This window comes from Actinoplanes sp. NPDC051859, assembly GCF_044452725.1.
Lineage (GTDB): Bacteria > Actinomycetota > Actinomycetes > Mycobacteriales > Micromonosporaceae > Actinoplanes.
This window is the reverse complement of record NZ_JBITBX010000003.1, coordinates 18,130-44,006: the sequence shown is the minus strand read 5'-3', so window position 1 is coordinate 44,006 and position 25,877 is coordinate 18,130. Positions and strand designations below refer to the sequence as shown.

The following is a 25,877-nucleotide window of genomic DNA, read 5'->3' as shown; positions in this document are numbered from 1 at the left end:
AGCCTACTCAGCCTCGGGGCTGGAGCGGCCACCGTTCTTGCCCACCCACGCCTCGACCCGGCGCAGCGCCTCGTCGTAGTCGTCGTGGCGTTTCATCGCCGCGGCGAGCCGCAGGTGCGGCAGGGCTTCGCGGAACCGGCCGGCCCGTTCCAGGGTCCGGCCGAGCACGTGGTGCGCGTAGTGGTCCGACGGATCATGCTCAATGAGGGCTCTGAGCTGGGTCTCCGCCCCGGACAGCTGCGCCGAGTTGAAATATGCCCGGGCCAGCAGCTGCCGTACGGCCGCGTTGTGTGGTTCCGCCTCGACGATCGGCTCCAACAGCCGGGCGGCCTGCAACGGGTCGCCGGACTCGAACACGGCGGTGGCTTTGCGGTACTCCTCGAGAAGATCCACTGACCCGCTCCCCCCTCCACGCACGCCGATGACCAACGCTGGCACAACTTCGGCCGCGCGGCGAGTGTTCCCGGACCAGGTTTAGCGACAAATCGCCCAGTTCTGCAACCGCGGCCGCACAGAATGCCGGGGTGGGCGACTTACCGCGCCAGCTCGTCGAGGCGCCACCCGTACCGCGGTTCGGCCGGGCGAAGGCCACCGCGATCGGCGTGGTGACCCTGGTGATGTGCCTGTTCCTGGCCGGGGCCACGGCTCAGCCCGAGCTGTCGACCGACGCCTTCGGCATCGCCGGCATGGACGCCGTCGGTGCGCCGCCCAGTGGGCCGTCCTGGGCGCCGGCTCCGCGGGCGGACGGCGGCCTCACCAGCGTCGCAGTCACCCACGGACAAACCTTCGAGTTGCGTACGGCCGGCGGCGACATGACCTTCCTGCCCGGCGTCAACCTGGGCAGCACCACCCCCGGCCACCAGCCCGGCGAGCTGTCGATCACCGGCGCGCAGTACCGCACCTGGTTCGCGGCGATGAGCTGGCTGGGCACTCGGGTGTTGCGGATCTACACCATTCATCCGCCCGTGTTCTACCAGGAGTTGGCCCGGCACAACCGCGCCGAGCCGGACCGCCCGCTCTACCTCGTGCAGGGCGTCTACCCGCCCGACGAGTCGTACATCGAGAAGCAGAACCTCTTTCACCCCACGGTGACCAAGGCGTTTCAGGCTGAGCTGCGCGACGCCAGTGCCGCCGTCCGAGGCCAGCTCACCCGCGCGCCCAAGCTGGGCAGGTCCAGCGGCACCTGGGACACGGACGTCACGCCGTGGCTCGCGGCGTGGATCGTCGGGCTGGAGCTGGACCCGTACGCGACCTATCACTCCGACCGGCGCAACGCCGCCGCGCCCGCCACCAAGGGGCAGTATTTCCGCAGCACCACCGACGCCTCGCCGACCGAACGCTGGCTGGCGGCCCGGATGAACGAGCTGGCCGGGTACGAGGCGAAGCAGGGTCTGAGCCAGCCGATCGCCTTCGTCAACTGGCCGACCACCGACCCGCTGCGGCATCCCGAGGAGCCCCTCGAACAGGAGGACCTGCTTCAGCTCGACGCCAACCACGTGCTGCCTACCGCAGCGTGGCCGGCGGGGACGTTCGCGAGCTACCACGCGTACCCGTACTACCCGGACTTCCAACGGCATGAGCCGGCGCTGTTGCAGTTTCAGTACGCCGGGCGGGCTGACCCGTACGCGGGCTATCTGACGGCCTTGAAGCAGCACCACCGGGACATGCCCACGCTGGTGACCGAGTTCGGTGTGCCGTCGTCGCTCGGGTCGGCGCACAACAGCCCGCTCGGTCGCTCGCAGGGCGACCACAGCGAGCGCGAGGCCATGCAGATCGATGCGGAGTTGCTGCGGCTGATCCGGGATCAGGGGCTGGCCGGGGGCTTCCTGTTCGGCTGGGTGGACGAGTGGTTCAAGTTCACCTGGAACACGATCGCCCACCAGGACGGCGCACGCCGCCAGCTGTGGCACGACCCGCTCACCAACGAGCAGCATTTCGGCTTGGTCGCCATGGACCCGGCCGGCCAGCCCGAGGCAACCGCGCAATACCTGGTCGACGACGAGACGGACTGGCCGGCCCGGCGGGTGACAGCGCGGGTGAACGAGGCGTACGTGCAGTTCAGGGTGGGGCTCGGCGCCGCACCGCCGAGCGCCTTGACGCTGGGGTTCGACGTGCTGCCCGGCCTCACCGGTCCGCCGCCACCCGGCTCCGACTCGAAGGACGCGGATGCCGCTTTCGTGTTCGATCTCATCGGCCGGGGCGGGCAGGCCTACCTGCGGCAGGAGCTGGATCCGATGCCGTTGGACTATGCCGTCCCGGCCGGGTTGCGCGGTCCGGCGCCGGACGGCTGGCGGCGGTTCGAGTTGATCGTCAACCGGGATCTGACCGTGCCGACGACCGGCGAGCGGCTGCCTGCTGAGCTGCAGAACGCGGGGGCACTGCGCTACGGCAGGCCCGGCGACGACAGCCGTGCGCTCTGGTACCGAGACGGCGACGACCTGGTGATCCGGGTGCCGTGGGGGATGCTCGGGTTTGCCGACCCGTCGGCCCACATGATCGGCGTTCCGCGGGGCAAGGTGTTGACCCGCACGGTCACTCCAGGCGTCGGGGTGACCGTCTCGGCGACCGGCACCGAGCAGGCGGCCGGCACGGTGACTTGGACGAACTGGAACCGGGCCTACGCCACCGAGCGGCTCAAGTCTGGCGCTGTGCTGTTTCGCGATGCGGCGCTGGAGACGGCGGCTTCCTGACCAGCAAGGCGACGAGTCCGCCGCCGAGCAGCATCGTCCCGAGTGCGACCAGGGCGACCGGGCTCAGCCCGGCCGTCAGCAGACCGCCGCTCTCGCCGGGCTGCAACTCGCGGCGGGTCTCGGGCACGGCAGCGGGGTTCGGTGCGACCGCCGCCGGCGTTGCCGTGACATAGTCGCCGACCGACAGGCCGTCGCTGGTCTTGACCACCACAGCGACGTCGTAATCCTGACCGTTGCGCAGCCCGGTCAGGTCGCAACCGGCGGTGTCCAGTGCGGGCAGCGTGCAGCCGGACTCGTGTCCAGCGGTCGTCACCCACACGTACTCGAACTGTCCGCTGCCCGGGTCCGCGGGCGGGGACCAGGAAACCCGCAGGCCGCCGTCGAGCGCCCGCACCTGCACGCCGGTCGCGGCCCCGGGTGGTCGCGGCAACCCCTCCACCCGCACGGGTACGGCGGACTGCGTGCTCACCCCGGCTCCGAGCTGACCGTCGGCGCCCGCGCCCCAGCAGAACGTGTAGCCACGGGAGTCCACGGCGCAGCTGTGCGCGGTGCCCGCGTCGATGGCGGCGAGTTCGGCGGCCAGCTCGACACCGGTCGGCGCACGACGATCGGCGGTCTGCCCGTTGCCGAGGCGCCCGTCTCCACCGTCGCCCCAGCAGAACGCGCGCCCCTCGCGGTCGATCCCGCAGGTGTGCGCGGCACCCGAGCTGACCGCGGCGTACGGCCCGGCCTCGCGCTTGTCGATGCCCCAGCAGTACGCGGCGCCGTCCGTGTCCAGAGCGCAGGACTGCTGCCCGCCGGTCGCGATCTGGCGTACTTTGCCGCCGGTGGTGATCGCCGTGGGTCCGGTCCGGTCGGCGCCGTCAGCCGGGTCCGCACCCCAGCAGTACGCCGCACCGCCCGCGGTCGCCGCACAGGTGGTGTCCCCACCGGCCGCGATGTCGACGACGGGGTCATCGGTACGGCCGCCGGTCCGCACCCGCACCGGCGTGGCCGAGCCGGTGGTGCCGGGCGTGCCGAGTTGACCGCGGGAGCCGTCGCCCCAGCACCACGCCGCGCCCTCGTCGTCGACGGCGCAGGTGTGCCGGGCGCCGGCGGCGATCGCCACCAGGGTGCGGTCGCGCAGCGCCTCGACGACGTGCGGCGCGTCCCGGTCGGTGTGCCCGCCGTCGCCGAGCTGACCCGCAGAGTCGTCACCCCAGCAGTACGCCCTACCCGCGGCGTCGACGGCGCAGGTGTGCGCCCGGCCCGCGTCGACCCGTACGGCGTCGGGCAGTGCCACGACGGGCTCGGCGAAGCCGTGGGGGCGGGAGCCGTCGCCGAGTTGTCCGGAGGAGTCGTCACCCCAGCAGGAGAGGTCGCCCAGGCTGGTGATGGCGCAGGAGTGCGCGCCGCCCGCCGCGATGCCGCCCGCCCCGGCGCTCACGATCCGCAGCGTGTCGGCCGTGACTCCGGGCGGGTACGTTCCCTGCGCGGCGGCGGGCACTGTGGGCAGCACGGCGAGGACCAGCGCCGCCACGGCGGCTCCGAATCGGCCCAGACGCACCCTGCTTCTCCGCTCACCCGACGACGCAACCCGGGGATTATGCTCACTCTCGGGGCTTTAGTCCGTTTTGACACGCACTGCCGCTCTTGTCGCGAATCCGGCACCGTTCCGCCGCCCCAGGTCAGGCGGTTGGACCGACCCACAGGTGGTACACAGGAACCGGAAAGCTCCGGCAAAGCGAAGGCCCCGACAGTAAGGGCATGACGATGGCGAACGCTGCTCCCAGCGAGCTCCGGCGGCCCGACGGCAGCCCGGTCCGGGTCCTGGTGGTCGACGACGAACCGACCCTGGCCGAACTGCTGTCCATGGCGCTGCGCTACGAGGGCTGGGACGTCCGCAGCGCCGGCGACGGCCAGGCCGCCGTCCGCACCGCCCGCGACTTCCGCCCGGACGCCGTCGTCCTCGACATGATGCTCCCCGACATCGACGGACTCGAGGTCCTGCGCCGGCTGCGCGGCGAGACGCCCGAGGTCCCGGTGCTCTTCCTGACCGCCAAGGACTCCGTCGAGGACCGGATCGCCGGACTCACCGCGGGCGGCGACGACTACGTGACCAAGCCGTTCAGCCTGGAAGAGGTCGTCGCCCGACTGCGCGGCCTGATGCGCCGGACGGGTCGCTCCCCGATGCGGACCGAGTCCGAACTCATCGTCGGCGATTTGAGCTTGGACGAGGACAGCCACGAGGTCCGCCGCGGCGACGACCTGATCACGCTGACCGCCACAGAGTTCGAGCTGCTGCGCTACCTGATGCGAAACCCGCGCCGGGTGCTCAGCAAGAGCCAGATCCTCGACCGGGTGTGGAACTACGACTTCGGCGGCCAGGCCAACGTCGTCGAGCTCTACATCTCCTACCTGCGCAAAAAGATCGACGCGGGCCGCACCCCGATGATCCACACCATGCGCGGCGCCGGCTACGTCCTGAAGCCGGCGGACTGACATGACCCTGATCGGCCGTCCAGCCCGCTGGCGCTCGCCGGTGGGCTGGTCGCTGCGCACCCGGCTGATCGCCCTCATGGTCGTCCTGTTGACCGCGCTCGGCCTCGTCGTCGGCGCCACCGCCGAGATCTACCTGCACAAAACCCTCTACGACCAGGTCAACGACCAGCTCGATGAGGCCAGCCGACGCGCCGCCGGAGGCGGCGGCGGACCCTTCCGGGCCGGATCACCTCGGCCCGGCGACGGCTTCCCTCCGGTCAATCAAGAGCCCGACCCCCCGCCCGGCGCCCAGGCCGGCTCCATCGTGCTGGTCTATCACTGGTCGGACGCCGGCGTGGGCACCCGGCTCTACGGCGGTATCGTGCAATACCTGCGAGCCGACGGGACCGAGACGGACCGCCAGCAGCGGAACAAATACGCCCCCGCCCCCACCTCAGCGATCACCGCGCTCTCGCAGATCACGCCGGACGGCAGGCGGGTGGATGTCGATCTCGGGGACAAACTCGGCGACTTCCGCGCGGTCAGCGTCATCAGCGAAACCCCGAACGGCACCTTCATGGTCGTCACCGGGATCCCGCTCGCCGACACGCAGCGGACGTTGCTGGGCATCGCGGGCGTCATCGGCGGTGCCGTCGTTCTCGCGCTGCTCGCCGCCGGGTGGGCCGGGGCAGTGATCATTCGGCGGACCCTGCAACCGCTAAGCCGGGTCGCGGCCACCGCCACCAAGGTGTCCGAGCTGCGGCTCGACAGCGGCGAGGTGGACCTGGCCCAGCGGGTGCCCGAGCCCGACACCGATCCCCGCACGGAGGTCGGCGCGGTCGGTGCCGCCCTCAACCGGATGCTCGACCACGTCGGCAACGCGCTCGCAGCACGGCACGCCAGCGAGATGCAGGTACGTCAGTTCGTCGCCGACGCGAGCCACGAGCTGCGTACCCCGCTCGCGGCGATCCGCGGCTACGCCGAGCTGAGCCGGCGCAGCCGTCAGCCGGTGCCGGAGGAGATCGGGCACGTGCTGCGCCGGGTGGAGTCCGAGGCGGGCCGGATGACGGCCCTGGTCGAAGACCTGCTGCTGCTGGCCCGGCTGGACGCCGGTCGGCCACTCGCGCACGACCCGGTGGACCTGACGATGCTGGTGGTGGATGCGGTCAGCGACGCGCACGCGGCCGGTCCGCGGCACGTGTGGCAGCTCGATCTGCCCGACGAGCCGGTCGCGGTGACCGGAGACGGCCAGCGCCTGCACCAGGTGCTCGCCAATCTGCTGGCGAATGCGCGTACGCACACTCCCGAAGGGACGACCGTCGTGGTCGGCGTGGCCGCCGAGGGTGACGCGGCAGTTCTGCGGGTGACGGACGCGGGTCCCGGCATTCCGGAGGCCCTGCGGCCGAAGATCTTCGAACGGTTCGCCCGGGGCGACAGCTCCCGGTCCCGCGCGGCGGGCAGCACCGGCCTGGGCCTGTCGATCGTGCATGCGGTGGTCACCGCGCACGGCGGCACGGTCGGCGTCGACAGCGCGCCGGGCCGGACCGAGTTCACCGTACGGTTGCCGCTGGCGCGGGAGCTACCAGCCGAGCCGGATGCCGTCCATGAGTACGTCCCGCAGGTCGTCCAGTAGGGCACCGGCCGCGTCACCGTCGGAAACGTGCAACTCGAGCGGGACCGACTCGCGGTCCCGGCCGACCAGCACGTCCAGCGCGCACAGGGCCCTGCCGGCCAGTTCGCTGGTGACCCCGGTGATCGCGGCCGCGCGCAGGCGGTCGTCGAGCCAGGGCCGGCCCTGAGCGCCGGGCAGACCGGCGGCTATCGCCGCTATCGCCGCGAGCGCCTGCAACGGCGGGATCTCGCCGAGCAGCACTTGCGGCGTCTCCCAGACCCGCAACACCACCACCGACACCGCCTGGCGGCGGTCGACCGGGGGCAGATCGGAGAGGCCGTCGAGGAGGTGCGCCGGGCTCGCGTTGTTCATGCGTCTCATGTCAGCACACGCAACTTGCATGTGCCCATACCCCGGCTGACGGACAATGTGCGACAAGCGTCGGCTACCATGACCGCGTGTCCCGTGAGTATTCGTGGTTTACGAGGCCGGCTCCGCCGGTGGCTCGGCCATGAGGTCATGACCTGAGACACCCCCGCAGGGCCGGCAGAGGCAGCGACGCGAAGTCGCTGCCTTTTCGTTTGCAACGAGCCGGCCCAGGCCCCGGGACGCCGGACCCGGGAGGCGCCGGCGGAGAGGTAAGACCAGTCATGACCATCCCCGAGGTGCAGCGGGTCAGCGACCACCGTATCGACCGTGTCGTGCCCCTGATGAGCCCGGCCCTGCTCCACCACGAGCTGCCGCTCACCCACGAGCAGGCCGCACGCGTGCTCGACAGCCGCCGCCAGGTCGAAGCCGTGCTCGACGGCCGAGATCCCCGCCTGCTGGTCGTCGTCGGCCCCTGCTCGGTGCACGACCCGGTCGCCGCCGCCGAATACGCGGACCGGCTCGCCGCTGTCCGGGACCGGCTCGCCGACGACCTGCTCATCGTCATGCGCGTCTACTTCGAGAAGCCGCGCTCCACGGTCGGCTGGAAAGGCCTGATCAACGACCCTGCCCTCGACGGTACGGGCGACGTCAGCCAGGGCCTGCGGGTCGCCCGGGCGCTGCTGCTCCAAGTGCTCGACCGGGATCTGCCGGTGGCCGTGGAGTTCCTCGACCCGATCACCCCGCAATACATCGCCGACACCGTGGCCTGGGGCGCGATCGGTGCCCGTACGGTGGAATCGCAGGTCCACCGCCAGCTGTCCTCCGGCCTGTCCATGCCGATCGGCATGAAGAACCGCCCCGACGGCAGCATCTCCACCGCCATCGACGCGATCAACGCCGCCGCGGCGCCGCACGTCTTCCCCGGCATCGACGTCTCCGGCACCCCGGCGATCATGCACACGACCGGCAACCCCGACTGCCACCTGGTGCTGCGCGGCGGCAAAGGCCCCAACTACGGCGCCGAGGACGTGCAGGCCGCGCTGGGACTGCTCGCCAAGGCCGGGCTCCCGGAACGGGTCGTCGTCGACTGCTCGCACGGCAACAGCAACAAAGACCACCTGCGCCAGCCGATCGTCGCCGACGACATCGCCGCCCAACTCGAAGCCGGCCAGCAGGGCATCCGCGGCGTCATGCTGGAAAGCTTCCTGATCCCCGGGCGCCAAGACCTGGGCGGCGACCTGGTGTACGGGCAGAGCGTGACCGACGCCTGCATGGGCTGGGAACCGACTGTAGGCGTCCTCGACCGGCTCGCTGCGGCCGCCGCCAAGCGCCGATCCAGCTTCACAGGAGCCGCACAGTAACGCCACAAGGGTCCGACAGGGCGGCCGCCGAGAGTGAGTGGGTCAGTGCTTCCGCCTGCGTAAGGACCCTTGATGACCACGACGATGCCTGTGCCACCGGTGCTGCAACCGGTGGACCCGCCGGCCGAATCCAAGCCCCGTCCCCGCTTCCGCTTCCTGCGCGGTCGTGCCGAAGACGCGGCCTGGGTCCGGCCGGCGCTGCTGGCCCTGCTCGTGCTGACGGGCGTCCTCTATCTCTGGGGCCTCGGCGCCTCCGGGTGGGGCAACGCCTTCTACTCGGCGGCGGTGCAAGCCGGCTCGGAGAGCTGGAAGGCGTTCTTCTACGGATCCTCCGACGCGGCCAACTCGATCACCGTCGACAAGACGCCGGCCGCCCTGTGGATCATGGCGCTGTCGGTCCGCATCTTCGGCCTCAGCTCGTGGAGCATCCTGGTCCCCCAAGCCCTGATGGGCGTTGGCACCGTGGCCCTGCTCTACGCCACCGTCCGCCGCTGGTACGGCCCCGCCGCCGGCCTCATCGCGGGCACGGTGTCAGCACTGACCCCGATCGCCGTCCTGATGTTCCGGTTCAACAACCCGGACGCCCTGCTCGTCCTGCTCATGGTGGCCGGCGCGTACGCGACCGTCCGCGCCCTGGAGAATGGCGCCACGAAATGGCTGGTGTTCGCCGGTGCGTTCGTCGGGTTCGGCTTCCTGACCAAGATGCTGCAAGCCCTGCTGGTGGTGCCCGCGTTCGCCCTCGCCTACCTCATCGCCGGGCCGCCGAAGCTCGGTAAGCGCATCGGCCAACTCCTGCTCGCCGGGCTGGCGCTCGTCGTCTCCGCCGGGTGGTACATCGCCATCGTCGAGCTGGTGCCCGCCTCGATGCGGCCGTACATCGGTGGATCTCAGAACAACAGCCTGCTCGAACTGACCCTCGGCTACAACGGCCTGGGCCGGCTCAACGGCGAAGAGACCGGCAGCGTCGGCGGGGGTGGCGGTGGCGGCTGGGGCGAGACCGGGATCCTGCGCATGTTCGACACCAGCCAGGGCGGTCAGATCGCCTGGCTGCTGCCGGCCGCGCTCATCATGCTGGTCGCCGGCCTGGTCCTGACGCTCCGTGCCGCGCGTACCGACCGGCTGCGCGCTGGACTGGTCCTTTGGGGAACGTGGCTCGTCGGCACCGCACTCGTCTTCAGCTTCATGCAAGGCATCTTCCACGCGTACTACACCGTTGCTCTGGCACCGGCGGTTGGGGCGGTGGTCGGCATGGGCGCCGTCCTGGTGTGGCGCTCGGCGTACGGCACCCCGGCTCCTGCGGTGACGGCTGCTCCTGCGGCCACCGCTCCGGCTTTGACCACCGCTCCGGCGTCGGCATCCACTCGGCGCAATCTCCTCTCGGCGCTCACCTTGGCCGCGGCGATCGGTGTGACCGCTTGGTGGTCGTGGCACATGCTCGGCTGGAGTCCCGATTTCCTGCCGTGGCTGCGCTGGGCGGTGCTGGTCGGCGGCATCGTGGCGGCACTGGGTGTCGTGGTCACGTTGCGGCTCCCGCGGATGGCGCTGGGGGTTGCCGGGCTGACCTTGGTCGCGGTGCTGGCCGGGCCGGCCGCCTACGCGGTGCAGACCGCGTCCGAGCCGCACACCGGTTCGATCCCCTCGGCTGGACCGGCGACGCAGGGCGGCTCCGGCCCGGGTGGCGGACGCGGTGGTCGGGGCGGCGCTCCGGGCGGCGGCCGTGGCGGCTTCCCCGGCACCAATCAGCAAGGCGGCGGGGCTCCGCAAGGCGGCACGGCTCCGCAAGGCGGCACGGCTCCGCAAGGTGGCGGGGCTCCGCAAGGCGGCACGGCTCCGCAAGGTGGCGGGGCTCCGCAAGGTGGCTTCCCGGGCGGCGGGGCTCCCCAGGGTGGCGGCTTCCCCGGCGGCAGCATGGGCCAGCAGGGCGGCACAGCACCGGGCGGCACAGCACCGGGCGGCACGGCCCAAGGCGGCACAGCTCAAGGCGGCACAGCTCAAGGCGGCGGTGCGCCGCAGGTTGGCACGGGCCAGCAGGGTGGGGGTGCGCCGCAGGGCGGGGGTGCCCGGGGTGGCGGGATGGGTGGGCTGCTCAATGCCGCGACCGTCAGTGCTGAGATGAAGGCGCTGCTCGAGGCCGATGCCGGCAAGTACACCTGGGTGGCGGCTGCGGTCGGGTCGCAAAGCGCCTCGGGATATCAGCTTGCCACCGAAAAGCCGGTCATGGCGGTCGGCGGCTTCAACGGCAGCGACCCGTCGCCCACGCTCGCGCAGTTCCAGCAGTACGTGGCCGAGGGGAAGATCCACTACTTCATCGGTGGGGGCGGGTTCGGTGGCCGGGGCGGGAATAGCAGCGGAAGCAGCGCGAGCTCGCAGATCGCCGAATGGGTGTCCACGACGTACGCGGCGAGGACTGTCGGTGGGGTGACCATCTACGACCTGACCGCCGCGCAGTGACCTTGCCCTACCTCGACCGCGAGGCGGCTCCCGGAAACGGGGGCCGCTTCGCGGCGTTTCCCGAACGGGCGACTTCGCGCACTCACAGGCCGGGCACAGGGTTGCCACACACCGGGCAAAGCCGCGGCGCCGACCTTGGTGGCATGAGCCTTTCCACGTTGCCTACTCCCGCTTCCGGCCCGGTCCAGGTCGTCGCCCCGGTCCTGGACGTCGTCGTGCCGGTCTACAACGAGGAGATCGACCTCGAGCCCTGTGTACGGCGGTTGCACGCGTACCTGGCGGCTGAGTTCCCGTACCGTTTCCGGATCACGATCGCGGACAACGCCAGCACCGACTCCACGGCGGACGTGGCGCGGCGGCTCACCGAGACGTTGCCCGGGGTCTCCTCGGTGCACCTGACGCAGAAGGGCCGGGGTCGCGCCCTGAAGCACGTGTGGTCGCACTCCGACGCCGCCGTACTGGCCTACATGGACGTCGACCTGTCCACCGACCTGGGGGCGTTGTTGCCGCTGGTCGCGCCGCTGATCTCTGGGCATTCGGATCTGGCTATCGGCTCCCGGCTGGCGCGCGGCTCCCGGGTTGTTCGCGGCGCCAAGCGAGAATTCATCTCCCGCAGCTACAACCTGATCCTGCGCGGCACCCTGTCGGCGCGCTTTTCCGACGCGCAGTGCGGCTTCAAGGCAATCCGGGCGGACGTGGCCGAACGGCTGCTGCCGATGGTCGAGGACACCGGCTGGTTTTTCGACACCGAGCTGCTGGTGCTGGCGGAGAAGGCCGGCCTGCGCATCCACGAGGTGCCGGTCGACTGGATCGACGATCCCGACAGCCGCGTCGACATCGTCGCCACCGCGGTAGCGGATCTGCGGGGCATCGTCCGGGTCGCCCGCGGACTCGGGTCGGGCCGGTTGCCGCTGGCCGCCCTCCGCGAGCAGCTCGGCCGCAACCCGCTGCCGGTCGCCGGCGTCCCCACCGGGCTGACCGGCCAGCTCCTGCGCTTCGCGGCGGTGGGAGCGGCCAGCACCCTCGCCTACCTGGCGCTGTTCGCGGTCCTGCGCACCGCCACCGGCCCACAGTGGGCAAACCTGGTGGCGTTGCTGGTCACCGCGATCGGCAACACCGCCGCCAACCGCCGGGTCACTTTCGGCGTACGCGGTGCGGACAGCGTCCTGCGGCACCAGGCCCAGGGCCTCGTAGTCTTCGCTGTCGGTCTCGGCTTGACCAGCGGCTCGCTGGCGTTGCTGCACACGCTGACCGCCCCGGCGACGGCGCTCGAACTGGGCGTCCTCGTGGTCGCCAACCTGGTCGCGACTGGGCTTCGCTTCCTCCTCCTCCGCATCTGGGTTTTCCGCGCCACACGATCTGCCATGAACACAACCCCCAGAACGGTAGGAATTCCGTGACCGTCGGGTAACAATGGAGGACATCGACCGCGATGGTTTTCGCGATCTCGGTTTCGTGCTCTCCCAGCCCGGGCCCCCGCCGGAGGTGCGCCGATGCTCAGCAAGGAAGACAGTCGCCGCCTGTCCCAGTTGGAACGGCAGCTCCGCCGCGAGGATCCCGACTTCTGCTCCCGGATGACCGGCGGCAGCCCCACCGGAAAGCAGGTCCCGGTCCCGTTGATCCTGGCGGCGACGGTGATCTGGGCGACGGCGCTGGTCCTGGCCGTCCTGGGCTGGTGGGCCGCCGCCATCGTCGCCGGCGTCTGGGCCTTGGTCATCATGGTCGCCCTCGGCCACCACTGCCGCATGTCCCGCCACCCCGGCCCGGACGTCCTTCCGCCCGCCTGGTGACTCCCCTAGTCAGCCGGCCGCCGGTTGGTCGAAGGTGACCGCCGCATCCGGAACTGCACGAGCGCGGGCGACCACCGCGGCTTCCTCCTCCAAGGCTTTGCGCGCCTTCGGTGCCAGCTTGCCGAACGGGGTCACCGCCAGATCGACCCGCTTGCCACCGGCGAGTTTGGCGCGCCACACGCCCGCGATCTCGCCGTCCACGAGGATCACTCCGGGGTTGCCCAGCGCGCGCCACACCTCCTTCTGGTGCGCACGGTTCGGCACCAGCACGTCTCGGTCCCGGGCTTGCAGCAGCGGGTCCATCGCCGGCAGCCACCGCACGCCGGTGACCTTGCCGGCAGCGGCGAGGTCGGCGCCGGCCGAGGTCGGCAGCCAGGCTTTGCGGCCGGCCACCGACACCTCGTCGAGGCCGGACGTCGGCCAGACCTTCTTGATCTCCGTGGCTGAGCTGCCTAGGTATTTTGCGACCTCGGCGGGACCGGCCGGACCCAGCAACCGCAGGTAGGTGGTGATCAGCTCCTCGATGCCCTGGTTCTCGGTGGGCTGCGGCGGGGCGCTGGGGATCGGTGCGAGTGTGGCGTCTTTGCCCCGCGACACCACCTGCACTCCCCCGGCCAGGCCGGAGTGCTGCCACACGTTGCCCGCGATGTGTCGGGCGCCGCAGGTGCGGCAGTCGTACGTCAGCTCGCGGGGCACCAGGCTGCTGACAGCCGTGCTCACCTCGCCGCGCGGCATCGTCGACTTCACCACCTCGCGGAACGCCGACGCGGTCGCCTCGAATGCCTTACGGCCGAGCGGCACACCCTGCGCGATCTGGGCGCTCTTGATCCGCGCGGAAGCATCCGCGTCGCTGACCGGCCACAACGCGGTGACCAGCTGCTTCAGGTCCCGTTTGCGGTGCAGATGCGGCGCGCCCCGAGCGGCCCAGACCGTGATCAGCCGGTCGTCGACCAGGTCGGCGTCGGTGCGGGCGGCCAGCGCCACCTGCACCGAGCCCGGCGTGTATTCCTGGATGCCCAGGTCGAGCACCGGCAGGTCGCCCGGCCGCGCAGTGCCCCGCTCAGCCAGGCCCGACGCAGCAACCCGGAAGGCCAGCACCTGATCACGGTCAACTTCCACGCGACACCCCTCGGAGACGGTGACGAGGTCAGACGCGACGACCGTACCGCCGGGCTGCGACATTTCTCAGCCGTTCCATCCGGCTGCCGCCCCCGGTTGGGACGGACTCCCAGGTGTCCAGGCTGGTCGACCCGTGCGGCCCCTCCTGCAGGATCGGAGGTTCGCCCGTCAGCCGGTACCCGCACCCACGGGCGACCGCAATGCTCGCCGTGTTGCCCGCGTCGATGCGCAGGAGCAGCCGGTTCAGGCTCAGGGTGCTGCGGGCGTACCCGGAAAGGAGGGTGAGGGAACGGCGAGCGAGACCGCGCCGGCGGTGGGCGGCACCGACCAGATAGCCCAGCTCCGCCTCGCGCAGCCCGACGTCGACGCCGAAGAGCAGGACCTCGCCGAGCGGTTTGCCGCCGTCCGCGGTGATCGCGAGTTGCATGCGCTGCCCGCTGACCCGGCCCTGCCGCGCGCGTTTGAGATAGGCGATCCCGGCCTCGACGTCGAACGGTGACGGCATCGGGGTCCACCGGGCGATGTCGGGTTCGTCGAGCATCGCCACCAGCTCGTCGAGATCCTCGTCCCGCCACTCGCGCAGGGTTATCCCGTCCCCGGTCAGGCTGATCGGGTAGGGCAGGCGGCCGGGGGTCGTCATGCGCCGATCCTGCCGGTTGGCACCCGGTTGTTGCCAGAGGGCAAGTCTCCGCTCGCGCCCGGCGACATCGTTGCGGCGGCTGCGGCTTACCGCAAAACCCAAGCCATTTCTTGGGTACGCGGTCAGCCGGGCGGGCCGCGAATACCCCGTGTCAACTTATCGACAGACGTCTCCGCGACTGATCCTCTTCCCGCCCCGGGCCCCTCAAGCGGTGGGCGCGGCCGGGGCCTTCAGCGCCAGTTCGGCAGCAGCGGCTTGATCGTGCAACGCCTGCCACGACGCAGCCTGGGCGACCGCGTTGTTCAGCTGAGCCGACCACTGCTTGTGCATGCCCGGCGCTGCCTCCTCGACGATCCGTGAGCGGGGCCCGGCCGCGGAGCGTGACCAGGTTTCGGTCTGCCGCTGAGCGACCTGCAAAGCGGCAGCCCACGCCGCCCGCGGCTCGACGGTCTGCGCACCGACCGCAGCCCATGCTCGGGCAGCATCAGCGCGTGCCTGCTCTCGTTGTGAACCGGTGGCCCGCTGGGCGGCTTTCTCCGCCGTTTCGGCCTCGGCTACCAGGACGCGCACCTGCGCCCGCCAACGGACTTCATCGTCGGCGCTGCGTTGCCGGTGCCACTGCAGATCCAAGCCCGCCGAACTCGCCCAGCAATGCGTCAGAAACTCCGCCACCTCGGCGTCGGACGCACCCACCGCCGCGGCGTGCCCCGCCCAGGCCCGTACCTGGGTGCCCGGGTCACCGTCCCGCAGCCGCACCACCGCATCCCGATCTCCCTGACGGACCCGATCGCGAGTGAGTGTGACCTTCTTCTTATCGCGCTTCAGCGCGGCCGCATATTCCGTACGCGCGAATGTCGCCAGCTCAGCGTCCGTGCCCTGCAGCGCTCGCCGGCCGGCCGCGTGCACCCACGGAGACTTTGCTGCCGGATGCGTGATCACCATGCGGGTCGCAAAGTCGACGTGGCCGACCCGGATCTGTTCATACCGGCCCGCCGCCACGCGGAAACCCGACGCCAGGAAAGCCGCGACGCTCCCGTCCGACCCCAGCGCCGCCCGAGCCGCGTCCCGGACCTGCGCACGGTAGTCACTGGTGGAGAGCCACCGTACGAAATCCTGGTCTGTCTTTGCCTGCTCGGCCGAAACGCCCCGCACCACCGCAGCCGTCGCCGGCACCGGGCCGGCCACCACCATCGAACTCACCGCGAGCGCGAGCGCTGTCAGCAGCCCCCGTGTACGCATCTACCTGTCCCCGTTTCCTACTCGCTCAAGCGGGCGTCATTGAAGCACGACCAGCCCCAGCACCGTGCCGGAGGCCCCGCTGGCACTATTGGGCCTTTGCCCGCCGTTGTGCCACCCTGATACGACTCGCCTTGGGTGGATCCACCGTGGAGGTCAATTTCCCGCTGCCGCGCGTCCGGACCGGCTGAATACCGCACAGTGGTCCCATGGCGACCTGCTGGTGCTGCGTTTACGGAACGACGTCCGCGAATCCCGGCGTGGGCGTCTGCACGGTGTGCAGTGTGCTGGCATGTCAGTTGCACGGTGGCGTTCGCACCTCAGTCAACGCTTTCGAATGCTTCGCCTGCGTGCCGGGCGCCGCCCTGCCCCCGCCGACCGGTCGTGGTCGACCCCCCATCGTCACAATGCGGCAATTGCGCCGCGACTACCCCGAGGCCGCCTCCTTCGCCAGAGCGCACTATCGGGCTCTGCAACCTCGAGGAGCCGAACTCGCCCAAGCCGCCGGCGCGGAGGTGGAACCGGACCTGGCGGCGGCACTCGCCGGACTGGGCGTCTACACCGCCGGCTTGGCACCGGGCACAGAATTGTCGCGGCTCGCGGTCCAGCGCCATCCCGTGCTCAGACGCAATCCCTTCGTGCGGGGCCTGGTGTCGGAAACCGACCCGGATCCCATGATCAGGCGCTGGGACCGGGACATGATCCAGCGCTGGGACGACGGTCCGGCCGGGCCCACCCTGACGACATGACGGCCCGGGTGCACGTGTGGACGGCCCACGGATACGCGTACCTGACGCTGGGCGTCCGCGCCGACAACCGGGTGCCGTCAGGCGTCATCGAGCTGCCGCCGGGCGAGGCTCACGGCATCGCGGACGGCCAGGCCGTGTGCCTGCAAGCGGTCTTCAAGGACGAGGACGGACGGTTCACGTTCGGCGACCCGACCGTCACCGCCACCGCACAGATCCGGGCCGCCGCACTGCCGCCAGGTGCGGTCCTGCACAGCTCAACGGCTGCGGCGCTGGGAGCCGAAGACGGCGGATACGTGCGGCTGCGCCCCGCTACGCTCCACGAGCGCCGCGCCCGTCCCGCCATCCAGGTGGTGGCACTGAGTGTGATCGTCGGCGTCCTGGCCCAGTTCATGGCACTCATGCTGGAGCTGGACAACCCCTGGAAGTGGATCATCGGCGGCGCCTGCCTCATCGCGACCGCGCTCCTCGGCGTACGGCAGTGGCGGCTGCAGCGCGACGTTTGACCTTCGCGCACCTTGCCCACCGCGGACCACGTGACCTAGGCGATCTGGCCGCACCCGGAGACGTTGCCCGCCATACTCGGAAAACATGACCACCGCCACTTCCGCCGAGCGCAGCCGGAGGCCGACGTCCGCGTCGCGCCGGCGAATCCAGGACTGGCCCACGGCGACCAAACTGGCCGCCGCGTTTCTCCTGGTCGCACTGGTGGTGATCGTCCTGGGCGGCATCGCTGTGAGTCAACAAGAGGCCGCGGAGAAACGCACCGAAACCCTGTACGCGGACGTCGCTCTTCCCCTCCGCGATCTCGGCGGTGTCAGCACCCTGCTGGCCGAATCCGAGGGGCTGACCACCGAGATGTTCGTGCAGGCGGACCAGGCCGGGGTGCAGGCGGTGGTGCAACGGGTGAAAGAGGTGGACGCCCGACTGGACGCCCAGTTCGCGACGTACACCGCTACCGACATGACGGGTCGTGAGCAGGCCCGGGACGGCTTCGCCGAGGCACTCCGGCGGTGGCGGCAGAGCCGCGACGATGCGCTGGTGCCGATCGCACTGGGCAGCAATTCCGGAGACGAGTACCGCCAGACTCGGGAAAGCACCAGTGCACCGATCCTCGTCGAGGCTCGGGCACACCTCGCTCAGCTGGTCGCCATCGAGGAAAACGCCGGGCGTACGTTCCTGGCCGACAGCGCCGCCGCATCCCGGACGTCGGAGATCCTGACCGCCGGGGCTGTGATCGCTGCGGTGCTGATCAGCGTCGCAATGGTCTACGTTCTGCGCCGACTCGTCGTGGTGCCGCTGCGCCGAGCGGCACAGGTCCTCGAAGCACTTGCCGACGGCCGGCTGGATGAGCGCCTCGCCATCGACAGCACCGACGAAGTTGGCACGATGGGCCGCGCGCTCAATCGGGCCCTCGACACACTCGCCGCCACCGTACGGAAAATGGCCGAAAGCGCGACCACCCTCAGCGCCGCCGCGGAAGAACTGTCCACAACCGCCACGCAGCTCTCCGCGGGAGCCGCCGATTCGGCCGACCAGACCAGTGTGGTCTCGGCTTCCGCCGAGCAGGTCTCCGCCAACGTGCAGATGGTCGCCGCCGGCACCGAAGAGATGGACGCCTCGATCCGCGAGATCGCCCAAAACGCCGCCGGTGCGACCTCGATCGCCGCCGAAGCGGTCGGGATGGCCGACAACACGGCCGCGACCATGCAGCGGCTGGGCTCCTCCTCCGCCGAGATCGGCAATGTCGTCAAGCTGATCACCGTGATCGCCGAGCAGACCAACCTGCTGGCCCTCAACGCCACCATCGAGGCCGCTCGCGCCGGGGACGCCGGCAAAGGGTTCGCGGTCGTCGCCGGCGAGGTCAAGGACCTCGCGCAGGAGACGGCACGGGCCACCGACGACATCGCCGGCCGGGTTCAGGCCATTCAGACAGACACCGCCGCGGCGGCCGCCGCGCTGGACGGCTTCTCCACGGTGATCGCGCGGATCAACGACTCGCAGACCACTATCGCTTCCGCGGTGGAACAGCAGACCTCGACGACGAGCGAGATCTCCCGGAACCTCGCGCAGGCTGCCGACGGCGCCGCGAGCATCGCCCGCAACGCCTCCCAGGTCGCGCAGACCGTCCAGGAAACCAACATCGGTGCCACCGGCACCGCCCGCGCCGCCGAGGACCTCACGCGAATGGCCGCCGACCTGCACCAACTCGTCGGGCAGTTCCGGCTGTGACTGTCTCGGCACCGGTGGCGTCCTGCCCAGCTCAGACGGGTGCATGGCGGCCACGCAGTGAACGCTGGTAGTCTGCGGTCACGGCCCAGTAGCTCAGGGGATAGAGCACCGCTCTCCTAAAGCGGGTGTCGCGCGTTCGATTCGCGCCTGGGCCACCATCCGACTCAGCCACCACGCCTCTGAGCGCTGTGGGGTGACATGGTCGTATGTCGTTCTATACCCTGACGCTCGCATTGCGCGGTTCGCGCATCGGCGTCGGGAGGCAGCGTGTTCGAGATCATCGATCCGCTTGTGGCGGCCGTGGCAGGCGCGCTACTCAATCGGGCCGGTGAGGGCGTCGCGAACGCGGCGGCGTCGAGTTGGTCGCGGGTGACCCGGCTCGTCGCCGAGAAGCTGGGCCGACAAGCATTGCCAGCGGACGACACCGACGACGACCCCGATGCCCGACAGGCCGAGCTGGAGAAGTCCCTGCAGCTGGCGGTCGATGCCGATCCAGCGTTTCGGGCGCGTCTGCAGTCTCTCTGGCAGCAGGCCCGGATCGAGATCACCGCCTCGGGGGACTCGGTGCACGTGGCCGGGAACGATCTGGAGGTCCACTACCACCTCGCCCCTGCCGCTGTCGCCGTCGCTGCCCCGCCCCGTGAGCTGCCGCCTTCGTCCAGCGTGTTCGTCAACCGACTGAGCGAGCAGGCGCGGATGGACCGGGTCGCGGACAGCGGGACGGGCACCCGGATGGTGGTGCTGAGGGGAATGCCGGGCGTGGGGCGCTCGACGCTCGCTGTGCGGTGGGGGTCCAAACGTCAGGATCGGTTTCCCGGCGGCCAGTTGTACGCGGACTACCGCCTCCTCCGCGGCGACGAGTGGAACGCCGAGGCGGCTTCGCTGTCGGCACTGCGAGGTTTCCTCCGATCGATGGGCGTGCCGGACGGAGCGCTCACCGGCAACCTCGCGACGCTCACCGCGCAATACCGCACCCTCATGAGCAACCGAGCGCAGCCAGTTCTCGTCGTGGTGGACGGAGCGACGGAGCCAGCCCAGGTAAGGGCGTTGCTCCCGACCGTGGCCGGCAGCATGCTGGTGGTCAGTTCCGACCATGACCTGGGCGAACTCGCCGTCGACAACGCCGAGTTCATCGACGTGGAACCACTGACCATCGCCGAGGGCGTGGATCTCCTGACGGCGGTGTGCGGCGCGGACCGGATCGCGCCCGCGGCCCATGCCGCGCGCCGGCTCGTCACGTCATGTCAGGGCCACACCGCCGCGCTGCAGGTAGCCGCCGCGCGACTCGTGCTCGACCCGACATTCGCGGTCGACGAGTTGGCCGACGCGATCGCCGCGGATCCCCACGGGCTCGCCGAGCTGACCCTGCCGGGACGCGCCGGACGCACAGTGCGCGGATCGGTCGTGTTGCTCTTCGATTTCACCTATCAGTCACTCGGCGATGATGCGCGGCGCCTTTACCGCGACCTCGGTGCCCTGCCGGTCCTCAGAGTCACCGACGACCTGCTGGCCCACACCGGGTGGGATGACCCGGACCTGCGGCAACAAGCACTCGACGAGCTCGTCGGCACGCGCCTGCTGAACCGGACCACCCGCCGGGGATACCGGCAGCATCCCCTGCTCCGGGCCCACGCCAAGCACCTGGCCGCAGTGGAACAACCCCGGCGCAACAGCATCCTCGCCGCAGCGGCGGTCGAGCACCTCGCCACCCGTGCGTGGCAGGCCGCGCGGGCCGTCATGGGCGACCGACTTCTGCTGGTGGAGCCGCCGCCGGACGCCGACGACGCACCGTCGACGTTCACCGGGCCGGCTGGTCGTCGGGTCGCGCTGGATTGGCTCGAAAACCACCGGCAGGACCTGCTTCAGGCGCTGCGCCACGCTGACGACCAGCGGGACGACATGTCGGCGCTGCGTCTCGCCGAGAGCTTGCCCGCCCTGTATCTCAACCACCGTCACGCGGCCGAGTGGATCGAGTCCACCGAGCTCGGAGTCAAGGCAGCCGTCCACAAGTCTCGATACGACCTTGTGGCTCGGCTGCAGAGCCTCGTTTCGCGGTGCCACACCGACCTCGGTGACATCCGGCGGGCCCGGGAGGCGATCGATGCGGCCGTCGACGCCCTCGCCCAAGTGTCCAACCCGGCTCTGACCGCGTCGGTACGCGAATTCCAGGGCCGGCTCCTTTCCGTCATCGCGCCCGACGAGGCTCGCGCCGTCTTCGAGGACGCCATCGAGGCCAACGCCGCCGCCGGGATAGCGCGTGGCATCGCCCTGTGCCGCTTCTTCCTCGGCGCTCACCTGGTCGACCACGACCGCGCCACCGAAGGCCTGCCGACCCTGTACCAGGCGCGCGATGAACTCAACGCCGTCGACGACGACCGGATGTCCGCCCGCGCCGACGCGGCGATCGGCCGGGCGCTGCTGCGCACCGGCGCCCCACGCCGCGCGCGTACGGAGCTGCATGTTGCCGCCGACTTCTTCGCCGCCGAAGGCCTGTGGCACTACGAAGTCCCCGTTCGCAACGACCTCGCCGATGCCTACGAGGCCATGGGCGACGCCGTGACGGCACAGCAACACCGCGATCGGGCAACCACCATCGCAGAACTGACCGGCACGGCGACTAGCCCGGCCCGATAGCGACCGGCACCGTGGCGTTCCCCCACCGGAGCGCACCATCCTCGGGCGGCACGCGGTCAGCACGCAGCCAGGCATAGACGTACGCCGCCGACGCCAACGCCCCGGACCCGCCATTGCGTACCACCACGACCGCTCTGTCCCGCACCGCGACGATCGCCCCGTCCGCGATGGCGGCCGCCGCCAGCAGGCAACCGGGAAACTGCTGCAGCGCCTCGACTGCCCACCGCTCGGCAACGTCGACTGTGGACAGAGCGGTCCGCAGGATGACCGACGCGCTTTGCAGGACGCGCAGATCCCACTCGTCGTCACTCGTGGCGAGGTGTCGCCACCAACCCGCTGCGGGCTCGGGCACGAGTGCCTGGACGGCCGCCGGAAAGCGCCGCACCTCAACGGTTTCGCCGACGATTCGCGTATGCACCACCCAGGAGGCGGGATCGGTCACCGCCGGCCTCATCGGCGGCCACGCCAGCAGCGGCGGCACACCGCGGGGAACGGGCAGATCGATGAGCTCGTACAGAACGCTGCGCAAAGACCTCGCCAGCGGCTCCGGCGCGAACGCGGCATCGACGGCGGCGGCATACCTGTTCGGCAGGTGAGTCTCGATAGCGGCGTCAACCTGCGCCGCCAACGACGCGGTCGGATCGAACCGAGCCGCCATCCCGCCCAGCTGCGTCATCGGCGTGCCAGGAACGACCTCATCGCCGAACTCCGCCAGCAACAGCGGCACGTCGATCGACGCGCCATAGAGGCTGACGGAGCCGTGATCGCCGATCAGGCAGTCCGCAGCGAGCAACGCCGCGGGCCAACCAGCCTGCGACGGCACCATGATCAGCCCCGCCGCACGCGCGGCCGACCACCACGACCGCAGCTGCCAAGCGCCGTGAGCCACGATGTTCGGATGCATGATCGAGGCGACCTGGTAGCGGTCCATGTCGAGTTCGGCCAACAGCCGTACCAGAAGATCCGGCCATCGCCCGAGCAGCGACTGGCTTCCCCAGGTCGACCCCACCACCACCAACCGCCGGCCATCGACACCTAACGCCGTGCGGTACCGTTGCCGCAACACCCGGGACGCAGCCAGCCGCTGCCGGATCGGATCCGAAACCACCACCGTACGGCCACGCGACTCGGGAACGTACGCCGTCAACTGCTCGGCCTGATCCGGATGTGTCACGGCGATCTGCACGGGCCGCCCGAGGAGGTCCGCCGGGCGAACGGAACCAGACAGTCGCCGCCCATTGCCACGCGAATTCGGCAACGCCTTGTGAAAGCCGACGCCGTGCGGGAGCACCAGCACCGGCGCGTTGATCGCTGAAAGCTCGGTGTTCTCGCTCGCCGTCACCGCGGCATCAAAACGCAACCGATCCAGCCGATCCCACGGCACAACGGCCACATTGTGAGCAGCGAGCAGCTCCCGAACATCCGTAGAAAACGGCGACGAGTCGTTGAGGGCGAAGACGGCTTGGACCCGCACATCATCACGGAAGACCTCAAGTGCTTCGAGTACCCGCAGCGTCGAAGTCACAGTCCGCGCGACCGCGAGCACAGTTCGTTCAGCTCGAACAGTTACCCATCGATCTCTATCCGGACGTAGGAGGCTCCCGGCTCCCGGCTCCCGGCTCCCGGCTCCCGGCTGATTATGAGAATCGGGCATCACCCGAACCTAGCGAATGTCCACCGATGCCGGCGCACCGGGCCAACGGACGGGATCTATCGGTGTCCAGCCTGATCCCCGACCACACATCGGTCGTGCTGGCCGATCGACTCGCCGCCGCCGGGGTGGCACCTCGCCACCTGCGGCATGTCGGAGCAGGCCGCGCGGCTTGAACCGTACGGCGGCCATCGCACCCCCGCACCACGGGCGCGACGTTCATCGATGTTTACTTCACCTGGTCATCACACGCCGCGATCGATGATCAGCGGTCCGAATCGCCCACCGTGCCCGTGTGTGCGGTTGGAAAGGAGACCAGGCATGCCGACGGAAAGGGTGCGCAGACTGGCTGCGCTCGACGGCCTGCGCCTGGTCGCCGCGCTCGCGGTCGCGGTCTACCATTTCACGACGTTCTGGGAGCTCGACGGAGAACATTCGGCTTCATCCTTTATGCCGGACGTCAGCCGGGTCACCGTCTACGGCTACCTCGGTGTCGACCTGTTCTTCATGATCAGTGGTTTCGTGATCTGCATGAGCGGCTGGGGCCGTAGCCTCGGTGAGTTCTTCGCTTCTCGGGTGGCGCGTCTCTATCCGGCCTATTGGGCCTGCGTTGTGCTGTCGGCGATCGTGATCGTGCTCTTCCCGGTCAGCGGCATCGTTCCCGGGAACACGTCCGTATCACTCGGTGACGTTGCCATCAATCTGACCATGCTCCAGGAGCCGCTGCGGGCGCCGTCGGTCGATGCCGTGTACTGGACACTCTGGACGGAGTTGCGGTTCTACCTGCTGTTCGCCGTCTTCGTCGTCATCCCTGGGACTACCTACCGTCGTACGGTGCTGTTCTGTGCGGGGTGGATGACCGCATCGGTGCTCACTCCCGCGGTCCACCATCCGGTCTTCACGATGGTGACGCTCGGATACTTCGGTCCCTTCTTCGTCGCCGGGATCACGATGTATCTCATGCACCGGTACGGGCCCACGCCGCTGCTGTGGGCAATCGTCGCCCTCTCGTGGGTGGTCAACCTCTACAACCTCGGCCCACGGGGCACCGTCCAGCCGGGCTGGGAGGTGGCGCTCTGGCCCGCGGCGCTCATCGTGACCTTGTCGTACGCCGCCCTGCTGGTGATCGCGCTGGGTTATACGGATCGGCTGAACTGGCGCTGGCTGACGGTGGCGGGCGCGTTGACGTTTCCCTTCTACCTCCTGCACCGGCGGATCGGTTTCGTGCTGATCCAGTACGGGTTCGACGCAACGGGCCTGCCGGCCGGCGTGCTTGTCGCGGGCGCGATTGTCGTCCTGCTCGCGGTTTCCTGGCTGGTGTACCGGCTCGTCGAGCGCCCTTTGAGTCCACGGCTGCGTGCTGCGGTTCAGCGGGGCATTGCGGCCGCCCGGGCGGAGGAGCCGGCACGTGTGCCGAGAGCGAGACTGCAGAGCCTCGAGCCAGCCGGGCTGGTCGAGCCGCGCGGGCCGATCGACCGGGGATCAGCTGAGTCGGCTGCCGCGGCCCGCTTGCCGCACGCGTCCTAGGGTCAGCGATCGCCGATCAGGGCGAACGGCCGGTCGGCGGCGGGCGGGGCCGGCGGTCGGTCGGCAACGGAAGCCGCGACGGAGGCGACGATTTCGCCGGAGCGGACCGCGCTCGCGGAGAGCAAGGTGGCTGTCATTCCGTGCGCATGCTCGGTGCCGCCCTGCAGGTACAGGCCGGCCCGCAGCCGCTCGTCGGTCTGCAGTCGGTAGTCCCTGCCCACCCGCAGCAGGTTTTCGTCGTCGCGGAGGCACAGCGCGCCGGCCGCACCGAGTAGCCGGGTGGCGTCCACCGGGCGGTAGCCGGTCGCGAAGACGATCGCGTCGGCCTCCAGGGATTCCCGGTCACCGGTGGGCAGATGTTCGACAACTGCTCGTACGCCGTCGGGTCGGGGGGAAAGCTCGGCGACGTGGGAGGCGTTCAGCATGCGGAGTCGGGGCCGACCCTGGAGCCCTTCGGCGTACTGACGGCGGTATAGGTCCTGGATGAGCTCGCCGTCCACCACCGAGTAGTTGGTGTTGCGGTGGTAGTCGAACAGCATCCGCTTCACGTCGGCGGGGGCGTCGTAGTAGACGTCGACGGCTTTCGGGTCGAAGATGCGGTTGGCGAAGTTGCTGTCGTCGGCGGGGCTGTAGCCGTACCGAAAAAAGACTGAGCAGATTTCTGCCGTCGGGTATCGGCTGTGCAGGAAGCTGACGGATTCGGCGGCGCTCTGGCCGGCGCCGACGACGACGAAGCGCTGGGGTGCGGCGACCTCGAACTCGGCCACCCGGTGCAGGATGTCGAGGTTGTGCCAGACCCGTTCGCTGGATTCGACACCGGGCGGCAGGCTCGATTCGAGGCCGACCGCGACGCTGACGTTGCGAGCGCGGACGGTACGGACGCCGTCGGGGGTCGCCGCGATCACGTCGACGAAGTCGCCGCCGGTCACCGGGGCGACGTCGGTGACGGTGTGGCTGTATCGCACCACGTCGCGCATCCGGGCGGCCGCCCACCGGAAGTAGTCGTGGAATTCGACGCGCAGCGGGTACATCGTCTTGTAGTTGATGAAGTCGGCGAGCCGGTCGTGCGCGTGCAGGTAGGACACGAAGCTGTAGTCGCTGGCCGGGTTGCGCATGGTGACCAGGTCCTTGAGGAACGACACCTGCATGGTGGCGTCGTCGAAGAGCATGCCGCGGTGCCACCCGAAGTCGTCCTGCTTCTCCAGGAAGAGGGCGGAGATCCGGTCCTCGTCCCGTGAGCAGCGGGCGTTGTGTTCCTCGATGGCGATGGCGAGGGCCAGGTTCGATGGGCCGAAGCCGATGCCGACGAGGTCATACACGTTGATGTCCGCGGCAGACATAGTTTGCCCTTTCTCAAGC

20 protein-coding genes and 1 tRNA gene are annotated in these 25,877 nt (G+C 70.1%); 13 read left to right on the top strand and 8 right to left on the bottom strand.

The features are described from left to right. Window positions 1-3 precede the first annotated feature (3 nt). Window positions 4-393 (bottom strand): tetratricopeptide repeat protein, encoded by a 390-nt coding sequence (locus ACIA1L_RS08030; protein WP_396071833.1) that lies wholly within the window; start codon window positions 391-393, stop codon window positions 4-6. 131 nt (window positions 394-524) lie between these two features. Here ACIA1L_RS08030 and ACIA1L_RS08025 point away from each other — a divergent pair, with 131 nt between their 5' ends. Further along, complete coding sequence (locus tag ACIA1L_RS08025) at window positions 525-2,690, top strand: hypothetical protein (protein ID WP_396071831.1); 2,166 nt, start codon at window positions 525-527, stop codon at window positions 2,688-2,690. On the opposite strand, the gene ACIA1L_RS08020 is transcribed toward ACIA1L_RS08025, so the two are convergent. After that, window positions 2,635-4,209 carry a hypothetical protein gene (locus tag ACIA1L_RS08020; RefSeq protein WP_396071830.1) on the bottom strand — a complete coding sequence of 525 codons (1,575 nt, stop codon included), beginning with the start codon at window positions 4,207-4,209 and terminating at the stop codon, window positions 2,635-2,637. The genes ACIA1L_RS08025 and ACIA1L_RS08020 overlap by 56 nt on opposite strands. 227 nt (window positions 4,210-4,436) lie before the next feature. Between ACIA1L_RS08020 and ACIA1L_RS08015 the strand changes: the two genes are divergently transcribed. Then, entirely contained in the window at window positions 4,437-5,171 is a 735-nt protein-coding gene (locus tag ACIA1L_RS08015; RefSeq protein ID WP_396071829.1) for a response regulator transcription factor, read from the top strand. Between the two features lies 1 nt (window position 5,172). Further along, window positions 5,173-6,783 (top strand): ATP-binding protein, encoded by a 1,611-nt coding sequence (locus ACIA1L_RS08010; protein ID WP_396071828.1) that lies wholly within the window; start codon window positions 5,173-5,175, stop codon window positions 6,781-6,783. Here ACIA1L_RS08010 and ACIA1L_RS08005 read toward each other — a convergent pair. Continuing rightward, window positions 6,730-7,134: a hypothetical protein gene (locus ACIA1L_RS08005; RefSeq protein ID WP_396071827.1), complete on the bottom strand. Its 405-nt coding sequence runs from the start codon at window positions 7,132-7,134 to the stop codon at window positions 6,730-6,732. The genes ACIA1L_RS08010 and ACIA1L_RS08005 overlap by 54 nt on opposite strands. 278 nt (window positions 7,135-7,412) lie before the next feature. Here ACIA1L_RS08005 and ACIA1L_RS08000 point away from each other — a divergent pair, with 278 nt between their 5' ends. The 4 genes from ACIA1L_RS08000 (at window position 7,413) to ACIA1L_RS07985 (ending at window position 12,733) form a co-directional block, all read left to right on the top strand. Beyond that, a complete protein-coding gene (locus ACIA1L_RS08000) occupies window positions 7,413-8,492 on the top strand; it encodes a 3-deoxy-7-phosphoheptulonate synthase (protein ID WP_396071825.1) in 1,080 nt (359 codons plus the stop codon). 72 nt (window positions 8,493-8,564) lie between these two features. After that, window positions 8,565-10,943 carry an ArnT family glycosyltransferase gene (locus ACIA1L_RS07995; RefSeq protein WP_396071824.1) on the top strand — a complete coding sequence of 793 codons (2,379 nt, stop codon included), beginning with the start codon at window positions 8,565-8,567 and terminating at the stop codon, window positions 10,941-10,943. 143 nt (window positions 10,944-11,086) lie between these two features. After that, on the top strand, window positions 11,087-12,343 hold the full coding sequence (locus ACIA1L_RS07990) for a glycosyltransferase (protein ID WP_396071822.1): 1,257 nt from the start codon (window positions 11,087-11,089) through the stop codon (window positions 12,341-12,343). 93 nt (window positions 12,344-12,436) lie between these two features. Beyond that, window positions 12,437-12,733 (top strand): DUF3040 domain-containing protein, encoded by a 297-nt coding sequence (locus ACIA1L_RS07985; RefSeq protein ID WP_396071821.1) that lies wholly within the window; start codon window positions 12,437-12,439, stop codon window positions 12,731-12,733. 9 nt (window positions 12,734-12,742) lie between these two features. Here ACIA1L_RS07985 and ACIA1L_RS07980 read toward each other — a convergent pair whose 3' ends face one another. From ACIA1L_RS07980 to ACIA1L_RS07970, 3 genes are all read right to left on the bottom strand, one after another. Further along, window positions 12,743-13,852 (bottom strand): DNA glycosylase AlkZ-like family protein, encoded by a 1,110-nt coding sequence (locus ACIA1L_RS07980; RefSeq protein ID WP_396071819.1) that lies wholly within the window; start codon window positions 13,850-13,852, stop codon window positions 12,743-12,745. 28 nt (window positions 13,853-13,880) lie between these two features. Next, on the bottom strand, window positions 13,881-14,492 hold the full coding sequence (locus ACIA1L_RS07975; protein ID WP_396071818.1) for a GNAT family N-acetyltransferase: 612 nt from the start codon (window positions 14,490-14,492) through the stop codon (window positions 13,881-13,883). Window positions 14,493-14,696: 204 nt separating this feature from the next. Next, on the bottom strand, window positions 14,697-15,731 hold the full coding sequence (locus ACIA1L_RS07970) for a hypothetical protein (protein WP_396071817.1): 1,035 nt from the start codon (window positions 15,729-15,731) through the stop codon (window positions 14,697-14,699). Between the two features lie 413 nt (window positions 15,732-16,144). Here ACIA1L_RS07970 and ACIA1L_RS07965 point away from each other — a divergent pair, with 413 nt between their 5' ends. From ACIA1L_RS07965 to ACIA1L_RS07945, 5 genes are all read left to right on the top strand, one after another. After that, window positions 16,145-16,477 carry a hypothetical protein gene (locus ACIA1L_RS07965; RefSeq protein ID WP_396071816.1) on the top strand — a complete coding sequence of 111 codons (333 nt, stop codon included), beginning with the start codon at window positions 16,145-16,147 and terminating at the stop codon, window positions 16,475-16,477. Further along, on the top strand, window positions 16,474-16,980 hold the full coding sequence (locus ACIA1L_RS07960; RefSeq protein ID WP_396071815.1) for a hypothetical protein: 507 nt from the start codon (window positions 16,474-16,476) through the stop codon (window positions 16,978-16,980). The genes ACIA1L_RS07965 and ACIA1L_RS07960 overlap by 4 nt, the downstream gene beginning before the upstream one ends. An 85-nt stretch (window positions 16,981-17,065) precedes the next feature. Beyond that, complete coding sequence (locus ACIA1L_RS07955; protein WP_396071814.1) at window positions 17,066-18,706, top strand: methyl-accepting chemotaxis protein; 1,641 nt, start codon at window positions 17,066-17,068, stop codon at window positions 18,704-18,706. 82 nt (window positions 18,707-18,788) lie between these two features. Then, window positions 18,789-18,864 (top strand) — tRNA-Arg (locus tag ACIA1L_RS07950). Between the two features lie 109 nt (window positions 18,865-18,973). Then, window positions 18,974-21,340 (top strand): hypothetical protein, encoded by a 2,367-nt coding sequence (locus ACIA1L_RS07945; protein WP_396071812.1) that lies wholly within the window; start codon window positions 18,974-18,976, stop codon window positions 21,338-21,340. Here the strand turns inward: ACIA1L_RS07945 and ACIA1L_RS07940 are convergent. Next, window positions 21,324-22,814 carry a hypothetical protein gene (locus ACIA1L_RS07940; protein WP_396071810.1) on the bottom strand — a complete coding sequence of 497 codons (1,491 nt, stop codon included), beginning with the start codon at window positions 22,812-22,814 and terminating at the stop codon, window positions 21,324-21,326. The genes ACIA1L_RS07945 and ACIA1L_RS07940 overlap by 17 nt on opposite strands. Before the next feature lie 498 nt (window positions 22,815-23,312). On the opposite strand from ACIA1L_RS07940, the gene ACIA1L_RS07935 reads away from it, so the two are divergent. Continuing rightward, complete coding sequence (locus ACIA1L_RS07935; RefSeq protein ID WP_396071808.1) at window positions 23,313-24,518, top strand: acyltransferase family protein; 1,206 nt, start codon at window positions 23,313-23,315, stop codon at window positions 24,516-24,518. Window positions 24,519-24,520: 2 nt separating this feature from the next. On the opposite strand, the gene ACIA1L_RS07930 is transcribed toward ACIA1L_RS07935, so the two are convergent. Continuing rightward, window positions 24,521-25,858, bottom strand: coding sequence for a lysine N(6)-hydroxylase/L-ornithine N(5)-oxygenase family protein (locus ACIA1L_RS07930; protein ID WP_396071806.1), 1,338 nt, complete (start codon window positions 25,856-25,858; stop codon window positions 24,521-24,523). Between the last annotated feature and the right edge of the window lie 19 nt (window positions 25,859-25,877).

Excerpts from the sequence above, each read along its gene's own strand:
- ACIA1L_RS07985 (WP_396071821.1), top strand. The coding sequence starts at position 12,437 with ATGCTCAGCAAGGAAGACAGTCGCCGCCTGTCCCAGTTGGAACGGCAG.
- ACIA1L_RS07935 (WP_396071808.1), top strand. The coding sequence starts at position 23,313 with ATGCCGACGGAAAGGGTGCGCAGACTGGCTGCGCTCGACGGCCTGCGC.
- ACIA1L_RS08005 (WP_396071827.1), bottom strand. The coding sequence starts at position 7,134 with ATGAACAACGCGAGCCCGGCGCACCTCCTCGACGGCCTCTCCGATCTG.
- ACIA1L_RS08010 (WP_396071828.1), top strand. The coding sequence starts at position 5,173 with ATGACCCTGATCGGCCGTCCAGCCCGCTGGCGCTCGCCGGTGGGCTGG.
- ACIA1L_RS07955 (WP_396071814.1), top strand. The coding sequence starts at position 17,066 with ATGACCACCGCCACTTCCGCCGAGCGCAGCCGGAGGCCGACGTCCGCG.
- ACIA1L_RS07970 (WP_396071817.1), bottom strand. The coding sequence starts at position 15,731 with ATGCGTACACGGGGGCTGCTGACAGCGCTCGCGCTCGCGGTGAGTTCG.
- ACIA1L_RS08015 (WP_396071829.1), top strand. The coding sequence starts at position 4,437 with ATGACGATGGCGAACGCTGCTCCCAGCGAGCTCCGGCGGCCCGACGGC.
- ACIA1L_RS07990 (WP_396071822.1), top strand. The coding sequence starts at position 11,087 with ATGAGCCTTTCCACGTTGCCTACTCCCGCTTCCGGCCCGGTCCAGGTC.
- ACIA1L_RS08000 (WP_396071825.1), top strand. The coding sequence starts at position 7,413 with ATGACCATCCCCGAGGTGCAGCGGGTCAGCGACCACCGTATCGACCGT.
- ACIA1L_RS07995 (WP_396071824.1), top strand. The coding sequence starts at position 8,565 with ATGACCACGACGATGCCTGTGCCACCGGTGCTGCAACCGGTGGACCCG.
- ACIA1L_RS07930 (WP_396071806.1), bottom strand. The coding sequence starts at position 25,858 with ATGTCTGCCGCGGACATCAACGTGTATGACCTCGTCGGCATCGGCTTC.
- ACIA1L_RS07960 (WP_396071815.1), top strand. The coding sequence starts at position 16,474 with ATGACGGCCCGGGTGCACGTGTGGACGGCCCACGGATACGCGTACCTG.
- ACIA1L_RS07975 (WP_396071818.1), bottom strand. The coding sequence starts at position 14,492 with ATGACGACCCCCGGCCGCCTGCCCTACCCGATCAGCCTGACCGGGGAC.